Source organism: Enterobacter cloacae complex sp. P43RS (assembly GCF_014930585.1).
Classification (GTDB): domain Bacteria; phylum Pseudomonadota; class Gammaproteobacteria; order Enterobacterales; family Enterobacteriaceae; genus Enterobacter; species Enterobacter bugandensis.
In genome coordinates, this window is record NZ_JADBRJ010000001.1 from 187105 (window position 1) to 201010 (window position 13906).

The window sequence follows — 13906 nt, forward strand, 5'->3', positions numbered from 1 at the left end:
CTTATCATATAGCACAGCACGCCGGGTCAGGCCAGCGTGCGGTTGAGGTCAGGCAGGGACGGGAAGGGCGATGTTATGGTACACCGGCCAGCTAAAACAGAAGCGTGCGCCGCCGAGCTCGCTCTCCTCACAATGCACCGTGCCGCCCATCGCCTGCGCGATAGAGTAGACAATCGCCAACCCCAGGCCGCATCCGCCGGTGGCGCGATCGCGGCTGGGATCGAGGCGGACAAACGGTTCAAACACGGTTTCTCTCGCTTCCGGGGCAATTCCCGGTCCGTCGTCCTCCACCGTCAGGCTGGCCCGGTTGCCCTGTAAATCCAGGCCAATCTGGAGCGTACTTTCGCTGTAGCGCATGGCGTTGTTCATCAGGTTGTCCAGCACGCGCTCCATCAGGCGCATATCGAGTGCGCCGTAGTCACCCGGCGTGACGCGCGTCAACAGCGTGCGCTGCGGGTTTACGCTCTGAACGTCATCAATATGGGTTTGCAGCCAGGCGGGCAGATCCGGCGTGGTGAGGTTCAGCTCGTTTTGCGGGCGGTCGAGACGCGCGTAGGTCAGCAGCTCCTCAATCAGCGCTTCAAGCTGGCCAATGTCGCGGTTAAGCGCCTGATTCTCTGCCTCGGTCAGATTTTCGCTCATCTCCAGACGGTAGCGCAGGCGAACCAGCGGCGTGCGCAGCTCGTGCGCAATTCCGTCGATCAGCTGCTTCTTACTGGCGATCAGGGCGTTGATGTTATCGGCCATCTGGTTAAAGGCCACGCCCAGACGCTCAAAGCTGGAACCGCTGTCGAAGTGAATGCGTTCGGTAAAATGCCCCTCGCCAAAACGCTGCGCGGCGGATTCCAGCTTCAGCATGTCCTGCCAGTGGGGCCGCATCCAGATAAAGACCGGAAATGCGAGCGAAATGGCGATAAAGGCCATCAGCGCCATGTCCAGCAGGCGCATCTGGTGCAGATAATAGAGATAGGGCACCGGCCCGACGGCCAGCACATAATGGCTGCGCGGAATGCGCTGGATAAAGGTGTATTTCTCATCCAGCGCGACGATGTCCCCGTCGCGCAGACGCTGCATGGCGGGCGGGTCCAGATCGAAATCTTTTAACGGCTCAATGCGTAAATCGAATGACAGATTGAGATCCAGCTCTTTCAGGGTTTTCGCCCAGTCGTGTGGCGGGATCTCTCTTAGCTCGCTGCGCATCAAATAGAGCGAGCTTTTCATCAGATCGTCCAGCGACTGCCGGCCCGCACGTTCGGCGGTGAATTTATAAACCAGGCCTACCAGCATGGTCATCACCAGGAAGCAGACAAACAGTAAAAGATAAAACTGGACAAACAGCTTTTTCATTAAATATCACCGGGACATCAAGTAATTAACTACTTTGTTTTGACCTTCAGGGGCACTATAGGGGCATTTGCATATCCGCCAAAGCGCTGATTCAAAAATGGTACCTGATCGCTATCGAGAACATTTATCCACGCAGAGTATACATGGAAGACCATCTCTGCATTCTCATCACCCATCTGATTCGCTATAAAAGCAGGATTAGCACCTGCCGACAACATCCAGCACGCGTATGTATGACGCAGCTGATAAGGGCGTCTGCGGCGAATGCCCGATCGTTTTATCGTTCGGTAGGCCTGTCTTCTCTTTGAGTTTTGAAGCAATTTCTCGGCTGAACAAGCTTGATCATATTATTAATACCGAAACGAAAGAGGTTAGTCATTGCGCCAGCAAAATGGCCCGGTGGGAAGCTGGTGGTAGGAAACAATTTCTTCATGTGGCTCGTGAGTGGATGATGAGCGAAGTTCAGATTTATTTGCCAGGCTTCAAATAAGTATTCACAGAGAGCCCTTTTCACAACGGCTCCCGGATAAAATTACTTCCTGTAAAGGTCGCCTTGACCGGACCTTGCTCTTCCCCAGATTTCATCATCAGAGAGTGTAGTTTCTATGAGTTCAATCGGTGCGCCATTGTAATTAATCATGGCAACAAAGAAACCATCAATGGGCTCATAGGGACCAAGAATGACTTCTTCATCTTCGATAGCTCTTAGCAGGTTGTCCACTTTGAAGGCGACATGAGGCACAGTTTTTATCAGATTATGGAGTGGAGAATTATCTTTAAATCTATGCCACTGCACACGAAACTGACCTGGGTTATCAACTGTATACATCCCGGCTTTTTCGCTGTATGCACCTTCAAAAACGCCATCCTGTAACGGGATGCCGAAGTGATGAAAAGTATACTTTACATTTGATTTCATTCTTATCTCGCTAACTAATTAATGACAATGTAATTGAGCATAGGATGTAACTACTGTGGGCAATGTACTAAATATAAACAACTAAAGAATACCATACATGAAATTCTTCCAACACGAGCGCATTTGTAAGTGGATTTAAAAGAGATATCCCTACAGCGGATAAATCACCTGCTATTCCCTTGAGTGGATAAATAGACATTCATGACTTACATCGACAGATGCATAAAACCTGTAAGGGAATCGATTTAACTGCTGGTAATTTTGAAATGATCAATCTGATGCGAGCATTTGTTTCTGAAGGTGTTGAATTTTTTACAAACTTATGCAGCAAGCGGTTTGGTTCAGTTTGTACGGGGGCATTACTCCTGGCGCTCACCGGAAAGCTAAATGGAAAAAGAGTGACCACGCATTGGGCATGTGCGAAAACCCTTTCCGTCAGGCATCCCCAAATAATCGTAGAGGCAGATGCGTTGTAACGAGCCGTTAATAGCTTTGCGAACGGGAGAGAAGCTATAGCCTTTCCAGTAAATTGCAGGTTTTCTGCACACTAAACTGCACAAACAGCTTTTTCATTGGATCTCACCGAAAAAACGCTATGTGCAGAATATACATGAAAACCCTTCGGGTTTTTCACGTCTGTCGAGCGTGTTATATGGCTTTCGCGCTGTTTTTTACCTTGGCGATGAGTTTTTCGGTCACGGCCAGGCCTTCCGCAATGTGCGTATCAATCACATCCGCCCCGTATTCGCTGATGAGATCCAGCAGTATTTCGTAAGACTGGATGAGTTCCAGCAGGTCAAAGAGCGCTTTTTGATCGGTGCGTGAGGGGGAGGTGTGGTTAAGGGTTGCCTGATTAACAATCCACTCAAGATTGGTTTTTATCGCTTCTACCTGACCGTAGCTATACATAATTCATGGGCTTAAATCCTCATTTCAAGATTTCTGGGAGCGATGTCGTGAAAGCTTCACGGCGAAAATGAGTAAAACGATCGCAAGAGCGGGATGAGCTGAAGACAGGAGAGTCGAGAAGCTAATTATGGAATAGTTTGCGTGCTTAGCAAGTTAAATGTTGCGCAAACGTAAAAATAAATGCGCGAAAGGAGGGCGTTTTAGCGCAATGCCTTCAATTCGCGCAGATTATCCTAACCGACGATCAGGTTTCCCAGGCGTGCGGGGCAAACAGATAACCCTTGTTACGCACGGTTTTAATGCGGTAGGGCTCGGTGGCGTTATCCTGCAGTTTTTTGCGTAATCGCGAAATTGCCACGTCAACGCTGCGATCCATACCGTCATAGCTCACGCCACGCAGGTTTTTCAGCAGCGCGTCGCGGTCCATGATTTGCCCGGCATGCGTGGCCAGCTCCCAGAGCAGGTCAAAGTCTGCGGTAGAAAGGGCGATAAGCTCGCCGGAAAGCAGGACCTGGCGGTTAACCGGGTCAATAGACAGCGTACCGAAGCGCAACGCTTTGTGCGGCGTCAGGGACGGCGCGGGCGCTTCGCGTTCGATGCTGGCGTGCTGGCGCAAATGCAGGCGCAGGCGGGCCAGCAGGACGGCAGGCGGTGTGGTTTTCAGAATGTAATCATTGGCGCCCATCTCCAGCGACAGAATATGGTTCATATCGCTGTCCAGTGAGGTAAGCAGAACGATAGGACCGTCCCAGCGGGCGCGCAGGTCCCGGCAGAGCGTCATGCCGTCTTTGCCTGGCAGCATGATGTCCAGCAGCACTAAATCCGGGTTTTCACGGACGACCACCTCTTCGGCACGATCGCCGCGAGGCTCGACAATGACGTCCATATCATGTTTACCCAGATAGGCGGCGATCAATTGCCCGACTTCGGGTTCGTCTTCAACATATACAATCTTATTCATACAGCGTCTGTTTTCGTGAAAAAAGCCAAAATACACCGCGGAACCTTAACCTTCCATTAATCTTTCAAAATTAACGCCGCTTCCGTTATTCTGACGTTTCTTGTTATTTGATTGTTATAGGAAAAAATATGGGGCTGGTGATCAAAGCCGCGCTGGGGGCGCTGGTGGTGTTACTGATTGGCATTCTGGCAAAAACCAAAAACTATTATATTGCCGGGCTTATCCCGCTGTTCCCGACCTTTGCGCTGATTGCCCACTATATTGTGGCCTCTGAGCGGGGTACGGAAGCGCTACGCACGACCATCGTGTTTGGCATGTGGTCAATCATTCCGTACTTTCTCTACCTGCTTTCCCTGTGGTATTTCACCGGTTTTCTGCGGCTTCCCCTGGCGCTGGGCGGGGCAGTGGTCTGCTGGGGGCTCAGCGCCTGGGTGTTAATCTTCTTCTGGAGCCGCTTTCACTAGCGCAGCGGGCGACCGCCGTCCACGGCAAAGGTTCTGCCGGTGACGTAGCAGCTGGTGAGCAGATAATCTACAAGGTCGATCACCTCTTTCTCGCCTGGGGCAATTTTCATCAGCGACTTATTCAGCGCCTGCTGGCGGTATTCCGCATCATCGTGTTCGTTAAACAAAATCATCGCCGGGGCGATGGCGTTCACCTTTACCTCGGGCGCGAGCTTGCGGGCAAAGGAGCGCGTCATGTTATCCAGCGCGGCTTTGCTGGCCGCGTAGGCGATATGCTTGTCGCTGCCGCGCTCCACCACATAATCGGTAAAGTGAATAATGTCACCCGCCGCATGCCCGTGGCCGCGCAGCAGATCCTGCAGCGCGTGATTAAGCAGATAAGGGGCGTTAACGTGGATCTGCAGCATGGCGGAGAGCGTATCGCTGAGGGACGTGCCGGGCTTCTCGGCACACCATGCGCTGGCGTTATGGATCACGGCACGCAACCCCGTCGCGGTGGATTTAACCTGTTCGGCAAAGGCCAGAATGCCTTCGTCGGTGGAAAAATCAGCCTGAATGCAGACCGCTCCGGCTTTGCGCAGCCCCTCAATCGACGGGTATTCCGTACGGTAGCTGACAATGACCGGATGCCGAAGGTTGAGAAAGTGATGGGCGAGGGCGAGGCCGATACGGCGGCCTCCACCGGTGATCAGTATTGGGCGAAGCGGTGCATTTCCCATCGTATTCTCCTTTACAGTTCAACAATGGGAAAGACAATGCTATCCCATTAACATCCAGGTTGCCGGTACGGCAGCAACCAGTAACAGCCCGATTAAGGCCATTTCACGGCGTTTCAGCGCGTTCTCCAGCTGATGCGTGCGGCGGGCATAGATAAACACCAGCAGACCCGGCGCATACAGCACAACCGACAGCAGCAGATGCATCGGCCCGGAAGCATACAACAACCACAGGCCGTAAATACAGGCCCCTACGCCCACAACATAGTGCGCCGGACGCGTGGCGATTTTTAACAAATACGCACCTACTAAGAAATAGGGTACCAGAATCATCTCCGAGGCGATGGTCAGCAGGGTGTTATAGTCTGAACCTGTGAGCCAGATCAGCACCAGACAGACCTGAACGCTGATGTTGGTCAGCCAGAGTGAGGCTGATGGCGCATTATTTTGGTTTTGACGGGCAAACAGGCGTGGAAACGCCTTGTGCGTCGCGGCCAGGAACGGCACTTCAGCCGCCATGATGGTCCAGCTCAGGTAAGCGCCGCAGACGGAGACGATCAGCCCTGCGGCAATCACCACGTCGCCCCACGGGCCGAGCATTTTCACCATCAGGCCTGCCATGGACGGGTTACGCATTTCGGCCAGTTCAGGACGCGCCACCACGCCCAGCGACAGCAGGGTCACCAGCAGATACACGCCCAGCGCCGCCAGGACGGCCAGCAGCGTGGCGCGGCCCACATCGCGCTTATTACGCGCGCGGGCAGAAACCACGACGGCACCCTCAACGCCGATAAATACCCACAGGGTAATCAGCATCGTGTTTTTCACCTGCTCCCAGACCGGAACGCCCAGCGCAATGCCGCTGAAATCAAGCGAAAACACGTCGAGACGGAACGCAATGAAGGCCAGCACGATAAACAGGCCAAGCGGCACCAGCTTCGCCAGCGTCGCCACCAGGTTGATGCTGGCGGCGGTCTGGACACCGCGCAAAATCAGCCAGTGAACAATCCACAGCAGCACCGAGGCGCCGACGATAGACTGCCAGGTATTGCCGTCGCCAAACAGGCGCAGCTCAGGGGTATCGGTAAAGAAACTGAGCGCCGAGAAGACAATCACCAGATAAGAGACGTTGGCGATGACCGCGCACAGCCAGTAGCCCCAGGCGGAACAGAAGCCGATTAGCTCGCCGAAACCTTCACGTGCATAGGTGAAAATGCCGCCGTCCAGATCCGGGCGAATGCGCGTCAGCAACAGCATGGCAAACGCCAGCAGCAATATCCCGACACCGGTAATGCCCCAGCCAATGAGCAGGGCGGCAGGGCTTGCGACGGCCGCCATGTTCTGCGGTAAACTGAATACGCCCGCGCCCAGCATTGAGCTCAATACAAGTGCAGTTAAAGCACTCAGGCCAAGTTTCTTTTCCATTGGCTTCCTGTTATGAAAAGTCCCAATCCAGAATAATTATTTCGCTAAGGCGCATAAAAATGGTGGATCACACTAAGGCGCGGGATTTTACGGAGTGTAACGAAAGCATGCAATGATGTGTGGCAGATTTTCAAAAAAAGTAACAAAAAAGGCGGCATTGCGCCGCCTTTCGTCAACGGTTTTCTTACTTGTACAGATCGGCGCTGATGGTCACGTTGTTACCACGTTCCTGCCACTGGCGGGTGATGTGGTAATACTTCGCCCCTTTCTTCGCCGCACGCTTCGCGACCTGATAAGAGACTTCCGTCATATTGCCGTAGTTGCCGGTAAACTTGATGCTGTCGAACGGCACCATCTGCGCGGCAGTGGCTTTGTTCAGCTCTTCAATTTTGGTGCCGTCCGGCAGCGTCACGGAGTAACGGCCACCTTTCGTGGACTGCGTTTCAAAGAAACGGCCAACTTCAGCGCTTGGCGCCGCAGAGGTGGCTACGCCCGGAATTTCAACTTTCTTCGCTTCTTCGCCGCCTTTGGCTATCGCCGCGCGACCCGCTTCAGAATCCGCAGGGATGGCATCCGGGCTCTGCAGAACGCGTTTTTTCGCATCTTCTTTGTAGATGAATGCGGTAATGCGCTGGTTGCCGCCCTGGTTAGCATCCACCTGACGCACGATATAGAAAGAGTAGGCACCTTTCTCTTTCGCGGCTTTGGTGATGGCATCGTTCACTTCTGGCTGGCTGCGATAGAAGCCCTGAACGGTAACGGTGTCGTAAGGTTCCAGCTCAATGGCCTGGTCTTTCGGCAGCTCAACGATACCGTTGATCACGCGATTTTTCGGCGCGTCAGCCTTTGGTGCATTATCTTTATACAGCGCAATGGTCACGCGCTGGTTACCGCTGTTGCCGTAATCGGACTGGTCAACTACGTAAAACGAGGCCGCCCCGTTTTTATCCGCGGCTTTTGATGCGGCGGCGACGGCATCGCCAATAGAATTATAACGACCCACAATGACCGTATGGTCAAAAGGTTTTAACGCTGCCGCTTGCTCTGGCGTTAACTCTGTTGCGGCATTCGCAGACAGGGCGGTCGCACAGAGAAGTGCGGACGCCAGGAGTGTGTTCTTAAGCTTCATAAAAATAATCCTTCGCCTTGCGCAAACCATGTACTGGTATTGTTGTTTATTTGAGACGGCCCCGATTATGGCATTTAAAACCCGTCGCTGTCTGCGCCATTTTTCACTGCCTGTGCTCACTCAATTACCGAATTCGATAACATTTAGTGATATGTTGAAAAAACAGGCGTTTGACAAGCAAAACTGATAAAGCATATGACTTTTACAAGTTAATTTAATGTTAATAACTTGTTCTCTTATGGCGCTATATCATGTTTTTACCGCTTCGCTTGCGCGATTTATCGGTTCTGGCGATGAATTTAAGGTAAATATCACTGTCAGTGACGTCGATCGCTTATTTTTCACAGATAAAGTAAGAAATAGTGTTTTCTGGCGGTAGATCACAAGCGCTATTTTCAGTAGGTTATAGACAGTTTGTTACTGTTTTATTTTGCGGGGTTACTCATTTCTCGTCGCTATCATGCTGGCGAAAATTGATACAAACCGCGGGCATTTATCGACAAACCATCATCAAAAACCGATGGAAGGGAAAACTATGCGTATTGGGGTACCAAAAGAACGGTTAGCCAATGAAACCCGCGTAGCGGCAACACCGAAAACGGTGGAGCAACTGCTTAAGCTGGGTTTTACCGTCGCGGTTGAAAGCGGCGCAGGCAAGCTGGCGAGTTTCGATGACGAAGCCTTTATTCAGGCTGGCGCGGAAGTGGTGGACGGTGCTGAAGTCTGGCAGTCGCCCGTGATTCTGAAGGTCAACGCGCCGGAAGAGAGTGAGATTGCGCTGCTGAATCCAGGCACCACGCTGGTGAGCTTCGTCTGGCCTGCACAAAATCCTGAACTGATGGAGAAGCTGGCGGCCCGTGGCGTGACCGTGATGGCGATGGACTCCGTGCCGCGTATTTCGCGCGCGCAGTCGCTGGATGCGCTGAGCTCCATGGCAAACATTGCCGGCTACCGCGCCATTGTTGAAGCCGCTCACGAATTTGGACGCTTCTTTACCGGCCAGATCACCGCGGCGGGGAAAGTTCCACCGGCGAAAGTGATGGTGATTGGCGCGGGCGTGGCGGGTCTTGCCGCAATCGGTGCGGCAAACAGCCTGGGCGCTATCGTGCGCGCGTTCGACACCCGTCCCGAAGTGAAGGAACAGGTCCAGAGCATGGGGGCCGAATTCCTTGAGCTGGACTTTAAGGAAGAAGCGGGCAGCGGTGATGGTTACGCGAAGGTGATGTCCGAAGCCTTTATCAAAGCCGAAATGGAACTCTTCGCCGCGCAGGCGAAAGACGTCGACATTATTGTTACCACCGCGCTTATTCCGGGTAAACCGGCGCCGAAGCTGATCACCCGTGAGATGGTCGACTCCATGAAGCCGGGCAGCGTGATTGTCGACCTGGCGGCGCAAAACGGCGGTAACTGCGAGTATACCGTTGCCAATCAGGTGACCACGACCGCTAACGGCGTGAAGGTGATCGGCTATACCGACCTGCCTGGCCGCCTGCCAACCCAGTCGTCTCAGCTGTACGGCACGAACCTCGTTAACCTGCTGAAGCTGCTCTGCAAAGAGAAAGACGGCAACATCACCGTCGATTTTGACGATGTGGTGGTGCGAGGCGTCACCGTCGTTCGCGAAGGTGAAATTACCTGGCCTGCGCCGCCTATTCAGGTTTCAGCCCAGCCCCAGGCTGCGCCAAAAGCGGCACCCGAGCCAAAAGAACCGGCTAAACCGGCTTCTCCGTGGCGCAAATACGCCATCATGGCGCTGGTCATTATTCTGTTCGGCTGGCTGGCTGACGTCGCGCCGAAAGAGTTCCTCGGCCACTTTACCGTCTTCGCACTCTCGTGCGTTGTGGGTTACTACGTGGTGTGGAACGTCTCCCATGCGCTGCATACGCCGCTGATGTCGGTAACCAACGCCATCTCCGGGATCATCGTGGTAGGGGCGTTGCTGCAGATTGGACACGGCGGCTGGATCAGCTTCCTGAGCTTTATCGCGGTGCTGATCGCCAGTATCAATATTTTCGGTGGTTTCACCGTGACTCAGCGCATGCTGAAAATGTTTCGTAAAGGCTAAGGGGTAGCATATGTCTGGAGGATTAGTGACAGCCGCATACATTGTTGCTGCAATCCTGTTTATTTTCAGTCTGGCGGGGCTTTCCAAACACGAAACGTCTCAGCAGGGAAATAACTTTGGTATCGCCGGGATGGCGATTGCGCTGATTGCCACCATCTTCGGGCCGGATACCGGCAACGTGGCGTGGATCCTGGTGGCGATGATCATCGGCGGCGCGATTGGTATTCGCCTGGCGAAGCGCGTGGAAATGACCGAGATGCCGGAGCTGGTGGCGATTCTGCACAGCTTCGTGGGCCTGGCGGCGGTGCTGGTGGGCTTCAACAGTTACCTGTATCACGAACCGGGCATGGAGCCGATTCTGGTCAACATTCATCTGACCGAAGTGTTCCTCGGTATCTTCATCGGTGCAGTAACCTTCACCGGCTCTATCGTAGCGTTCGGCAAGCTGCGCGGTAAGATCTCTTCTAAACCGCTGATGCTGCCTAACCGTCACAAGCTGAACCTGGCGGCGCTGGTGGTGTCGTTTGTGCTTCTGGTGGTCTTCGTGCGTACCGAAAGCGTGGGCCTGCAGGTACTGGCGTTGCTGGTGATGACCATCATCGCGCTGGCGTTTGGCTGGCATCTGGTGGCGTCCATCGGCGGTGCGGATATGCCGGTGGTTGTCTCGATGCTGAACTCCTACTCCGGTTGGGCAGCGGCGGCTGCGGGCTTTATGCTGAGCAACGACCTGCTGATCGTCACCGGTGCGCTGGTCGGTTCTTCCGGTGCCATCCTGTCTTACATCATGTGTAAGGCGATGAACCGTTCGTTCATCAGCGTTATCGCCGGTGGCTTCGGTTCTGACGGATCTTCTACCGGCTCTGACGAAGAAGTGGGTGAACACCGTGAGATCAGCGCGGAAGACACCGCAGAAATGCTGAAAAACTCGCATTCAGTGATCATCACCCCAGGCTACGGTATGGCGGTGGCGCAGGCGCAGTATCCGGTGGCGGAAATCACCGAGAAGCTGCGCGCGCGCGGTATCAAAGTTCGCTTTGGTATTCACCCGGTGGCCGGACGTCTGCCGGGCCACATGAACGTACTGCTGGCGGAAGCGAAGGTGCCATACGACATCGTGCTGGAGATGGACGAGATCAACGATGATTTCGCCGACACCGACACCGTGCTGGTTATTGGTGCTAACGACACCGTTAACCCGGCGGCACAGGACGATCCGCGCAGCCCAATCGCCGGGATGCCGGTTCTGGAAGTGTGGAAGGCGCAGAACGTCATTGTCTTCAAACGCTCTATGAACACCGGCTATGCTGGCGTGCAGAACCCGCTGTTCTTCAAAGAGAATACCCATATGCTGTTTGGCGACGCCAAAGCCAGCGTGGATGCGATTCTGAAAGCGCTGTAATTCGCTTTCTCCTGACAAACCGCCCTTCGGGGCGGTTTTCCTATTTCTGCGGCCAGCGTTTCTCCTCTGTCTATACTTTACCCTTTGTGTAATACGAGGAGGTGTAATGCAATTTCTGTCCCGCTTCGACATCATCGCGCTGATGATGACGCCGACATTCTGGATAGGCGCCGCCACGGTTGTCTTTGTGACGCTGCTGGTGTACTGGCTGCTAACGCGCCTGATCGCGTTCGTTAAGAAAGGCATCACCACCTGGGGCGACAAGCACCCGACCACCAACCGGATGCGTTTTATCCTGACCGATATGCTTAACCGCACCAGCCGCTTCCTGCTGTTTGTGGTGGCGCTGCTCTTCAGCCTGCGTTTCGTTGACTTGCCGGATCATCTCTTTGGCACCGTGAGCCACGCCTGGTTCCTGGTTTTCGCCATCCAGGTGGCGCTGTGGATGGATCAGGGGGTGGTGTCGTGGCTTCGTCACGTCATGCTGGCGCCCGGAAGCCATAAAAACCCGGTCACGCTGGTGATCACGGGGCTTATTCTCCGTGCCATCGTCTGGTCAGTGATGCTGCTGTCTATCCTTGCTAACGCGGGCGTCAACATCACTGCTCTGGTTGCCAGCCTTGGGGTAGGGGGTATTGCCATCGCTCTCGCCGTACAAACGATCCTCAGCGACGTGTTTGCCTCGCTCTCTATCGGCTTTGATAAGCCGTTTGAAATTGGCGATTTTGTGGTGTTCAACGACGTGGCGGGGACGGTAGAGCACATTGGCCTGAAAACGACCCGTATCCGCAGCCTGAGCGGGGAGCAGATCGTCTGCGGTAACGCCATTTTGCTTCAGCAGACGCTTCACAACTACAAACGCATGCAGACGCGTCGCATCGTCTTTACCTTTGGCGTTGCCAGCGACACGCCGCCCGATAAGTTGCGCTACGTGGGGGATATGGTCAGGCAGATCATTACTGATGTCGGCGAGACAAAATTCGATCGTGCCCATTTTCTGGGATTTGACCGCGACCGCCTGACGTTTGAAGTTGTCCATATCGTTAATACCGCGGATTACAATAAATACATGGACATCCAGCAGGAGATCAATATCCGTATTCTTCAAGGGCTGAACGCCCAGGAGATTAAGCTGGCGCTGCCCAGCATGGTATTGCACGCGCCGTGGATGCAGGATGAGTCAGGTGAACAGACGAAGCCGGTAATGGAGAGCTGATGAGAAAAGCCCGCCGGAGCGGCGGGCTTTGATGTTTACGTTAATCGTCTTCCGGGTCGTCCAGCTCAATCGGCGTCTGATACTCATCCGGCTTGATGACCAGCAGGTCGCAGCGCAGATGGTCGATCACCTGTTCGGCGGTATTGCCGAGGAAGGCAGCAGAGATACCGGTCCGGCCAATGGTGCCCAGCACCACAATCCCGGCCTGCAGATGTTCGGCTAAATCCGGGATCACCTCTTCAGGCAGCCCTTTTTCCACGTGCGTCATGTTCTCGTCAATGCTGAACTTCTGGCGCAGCGCTTTCATCGCCAGCAGGTGCTGACCGCGGATCGCGTCGTTATAGACGCTTGGGTCAAATTCCGGCAGCTCAATGGCGATATTGATCGGGGTAACCGGATAGGCGCCCACCAGATGCACTTCGGTATGGTTAACCTGATCGGCAAGCTGGATGGTCTCCTTCACCAGCTTCTCGTTGAGCGAATTGTGATAATCCTCTTCGCTCGCGAGATTCACCGCCACAACGGCTTTCCCGCCTTCAGGCCACGGCTGGTCTTTCACCATCCAGACCGGGCAAGGGCATTTACGCAACAAATGCCAGTCGGTCGGAGTGAAGATTACGGACTCCAGCTTGTCGTGCTGGTGCGCCATCTTCAGCAGCAGGTCGTGCCCACCGGCAACCACTTCCTGGATAATGGCCTCAAAAGGTCGGTTATGCCAGACCACTTTAATATCAATAGGCACGCCCGCTTCCAGGTAATACTTCGCCTGTTCACGGATCCACGCGGTACGCTGGCTGATGACGCCCTGACGCATAGCGGTGCGCTCGTCAGGCGACAGAAGGGTGGTCATCTCATACGAGAAGTCATAGATCGGCAAAAACGCTTTGATTTTGCCACCAATCCGTTGATGTAAATACACAGCACGTCGTAATGCCGGCTGATCGTCCTGATTCGGATCGATAGCTACCAGCATGTTTTGATACTTGGCCATACAGGTCTCCTTACTACTGTCACCACAGTCTGTAATTAAAAGAGTAACCTATATATCCTGAATGAAACAGAGGGGAGCTTTTGCCAGATCAATAATTCATGAAAATTTATCAGAGGAAAAGCACGGTGGATGTCACCGCGATAAACGCAATGAACAGCAGCACCATCACCGCTATCGCAAAGGTCGTGGAATCCTGTACGTAGGTTTTTTCCTCCCCCTTCATCGGGCCGACAAGCATGATCCAGATGAATATAAAGGTCACTGAGGCGATCACGACTGAAACGAAAAACAAACTTTCTCTCAATTCATAACCTCAACGACAACCTTTCAGGCGCTGTGTGGGGACGTGCTACGGTGAAAATGAC

Annotated in this window: 13 protein-coding genes and 3 pseudogenes; 6 read left to right on the forward strand and 10 right to left on the reverse strand. The window is 53.8% G+C overall.

The window, feature by feature from the left end:
* Positions 1-48 precede the first annotated feature (48 nt).
* Positions 49-1347, reverse strand: coding sequence for a two-component system sensor histidine kinase RstB (gene rstB / locus IM294_RS00950; RefSeq protein WP_028012933.1), 1299 nt, complete (start codon positions 1345-1347; stop codon positions 49-51).
* A 29-nt stretch (positions 1348-1376) separates the two neighbouring features.
* A pseudogene (locus IM294_RS00955) lies at positions 1377-1628 on the reverse strand (tyrosine-type recombinase/integrase); the annotation flags it as partial.
* 32 nt (positions 1629-1660) lie between these two features.
* On the opposite strand from IM294_RS00955, the pseudogene IM294_RS00960 reads away from it, so the two are divergent.
* Positions 1661-1837, forward strand: a pseudogene (locus IM294_RS00960) (KilA-N domain-containing protein); the annotation flags it as partial.
* A gap of 42 nt (positions 1838-1879) precedes the next feature.
* Here the strand turns inward: IM294_RS00960 and IM294_RS00965 are convergent.
* A complete protein-coding gene (locus IM294_RS00965) occupies positions 1880-2266 on the reverse strand; it encodes a hypothetical protein (RefSeq protein WP_126817429.1) in 387 nt (128 codons plus the stop codon).
* A 326-nt stretch (positions 2267-2592) separates the two neighbouring features.
* Here IM294_RS00965 and IM294_RS00970 point away from each other — a divergent pair.
* Positions 2593-2739 (forward strand): annotated as a pseudogene (locus tag IM294_RS00970) (DJ-1/PfpI family protein); the annotation flags it as partial.
* Positions 2740-2914: 175 nt separating this feature from the next.
* Here IM294_RS00970 and IM294_RS00975 read toward each other — a convergent pair.
* The gene (locus IM294_RS00975; protein WP_069732373.1) at positions 2915-3175 is read right to left on the reverse strand and encodes a hypothetical protein; all 261 of its coding nucleotides are present in this window, start codon (positions 3173-3175) and stop codon (positions 2915-2917) included.
* A gap of 244 nt (positions 3176-3419) precedes the next feature.
* Positions 3420-4136 carry a two-component system response regulator RstA gene (gene rstA, locus IM294_RS00980; RefSeq protein ID WP_028012938.1) on the reverse strand — a complete coding sequence of 239 codons (717 nt, stop codon included), beginning with the start codon at positions 4134-4136 and terminating at the stop codon, positions 3420-3422.
* A 128-nt stretch (positions 4137-4264) separates the two neighbouring features.
* Between rstA and IM294_RS00985 the strand changes: the two genes are divergently transcribed.
* Complete coding sequence (locus IM294_RS00985) at positions 4265-4600, forward strand: GlpM family protein (RefSeq protein WP_014883596.1); 336 nt, start codon at positions 4265-4267, stop codon at positions 4598-4600.
* Here IM294_RS00985 and folM read toward each other — a convergent pair.
* From folM to ydgH, 3 genes are all read right to left on the reverse strand, one after another.
* Positions 4597-5319 (reverse strand): dihydromonapterin reductase, encoded by a 723-nt coding sequence (gene folM, locus IM294_RS00990; protein ID WP_028012939.1) that lies wholly within the window; start codon positions 5317-5319, stop codon positions 4597-4599. The genes IM294_RS00985 and folM overlap by 4 nt on opposite strands.
* A gap of 39 nt (positions 5320-5358) precedes the next feature.
* Entirely contained in the window at positions 5359-6741 is a 1383-nt protein-coding gene (locus IM294_RS00995) for an amino acid permease (RefSeq protein WP_028012940.1), read from the reverse strand.
* Between the two features lie 184 nt (positions 6742-6925).
* Positions 6926-7870 (reverse strand): DUF1471 family protein YdgH, encoded by a 945-nt coding sequence (ydgH, locus tag IM294_RS01000; RefSeq protein ID WP_028012941.1) that lies wholly within the window; start codon positions 7868-7870, stop codon positions 6926-6928.
* A 535-nt stretch (positions 7871-8405) separates the two neighbouring features.
* Between ydgH and pntA the strand changes: the two genes are divergently transcribed.
* The 3 genes from pntA (at position 8406) to IM294_RS01015 (ending at position 12550) form a co-directional block, all read left to right on the forward strand.
* Positions 8406-9935 (forward strand): Re/Si-specific NAD(P)(+) transhydrogenase subunit alpha, encoded by a 1530-nt coding sequence (gene pntA, locus IM294_RS01005; protein ID WP_028012942.1) that lies wholly within the window; start codon positions 8406-8408, stop codon positions 9933-9935.
* Positions 9936-9945: 10 nt separating this feature from the next.
* A complete protein-coding gene (gene pntB, locus IM294_RS01010) occupies positions 9946-11334 on the forward strand; it encodes a Re/Si-specific NAD(P)(+) transhydrogenase subunit beta (RefSeq protein WP_013096868.1) in 1389 nt (462 codons plus the stop codon).
* 106 nt (positions 11335-11440) lie between these two features.
* Positions 11441-12550, forward strand: coding sequence for a mechanosensitive ion channel family protein (locus IM294_RS01015; RefSeq protein ID WP_126817427.1), 1110 nt, complete (start codon positions 11441-11443; stop codon positions 12548-12550).
* Positions 12551-12590: 40 nt separating this feature from the next.
* Here IM294_RS01015 and uspE read toward each other — a convergent pair whose 3' ends face one another.
* Positions 12591-13541: a universal stress protein UspE gene (gene uspE / locus IM294_RS01020; RefSeq protein ID WP_028012944.1), complete on the reverse strand. Its 951-nt coding sequence runs from the start codon at positions 13539-13541 to the stop codon at positions 12591-12593.
* 109 nt (positions 13542-13650) lie between these two features.
* Entirely contained in the window at positions 13651-13803 is a 153-nt protein-coding gene (locus tag IM294_RS01025; RefSeq protein WP_223824746.1) for a hypothetical protein, read from the reverse strand.
* Positions 13804-13906: the final 103 nt, after the last annotated feature.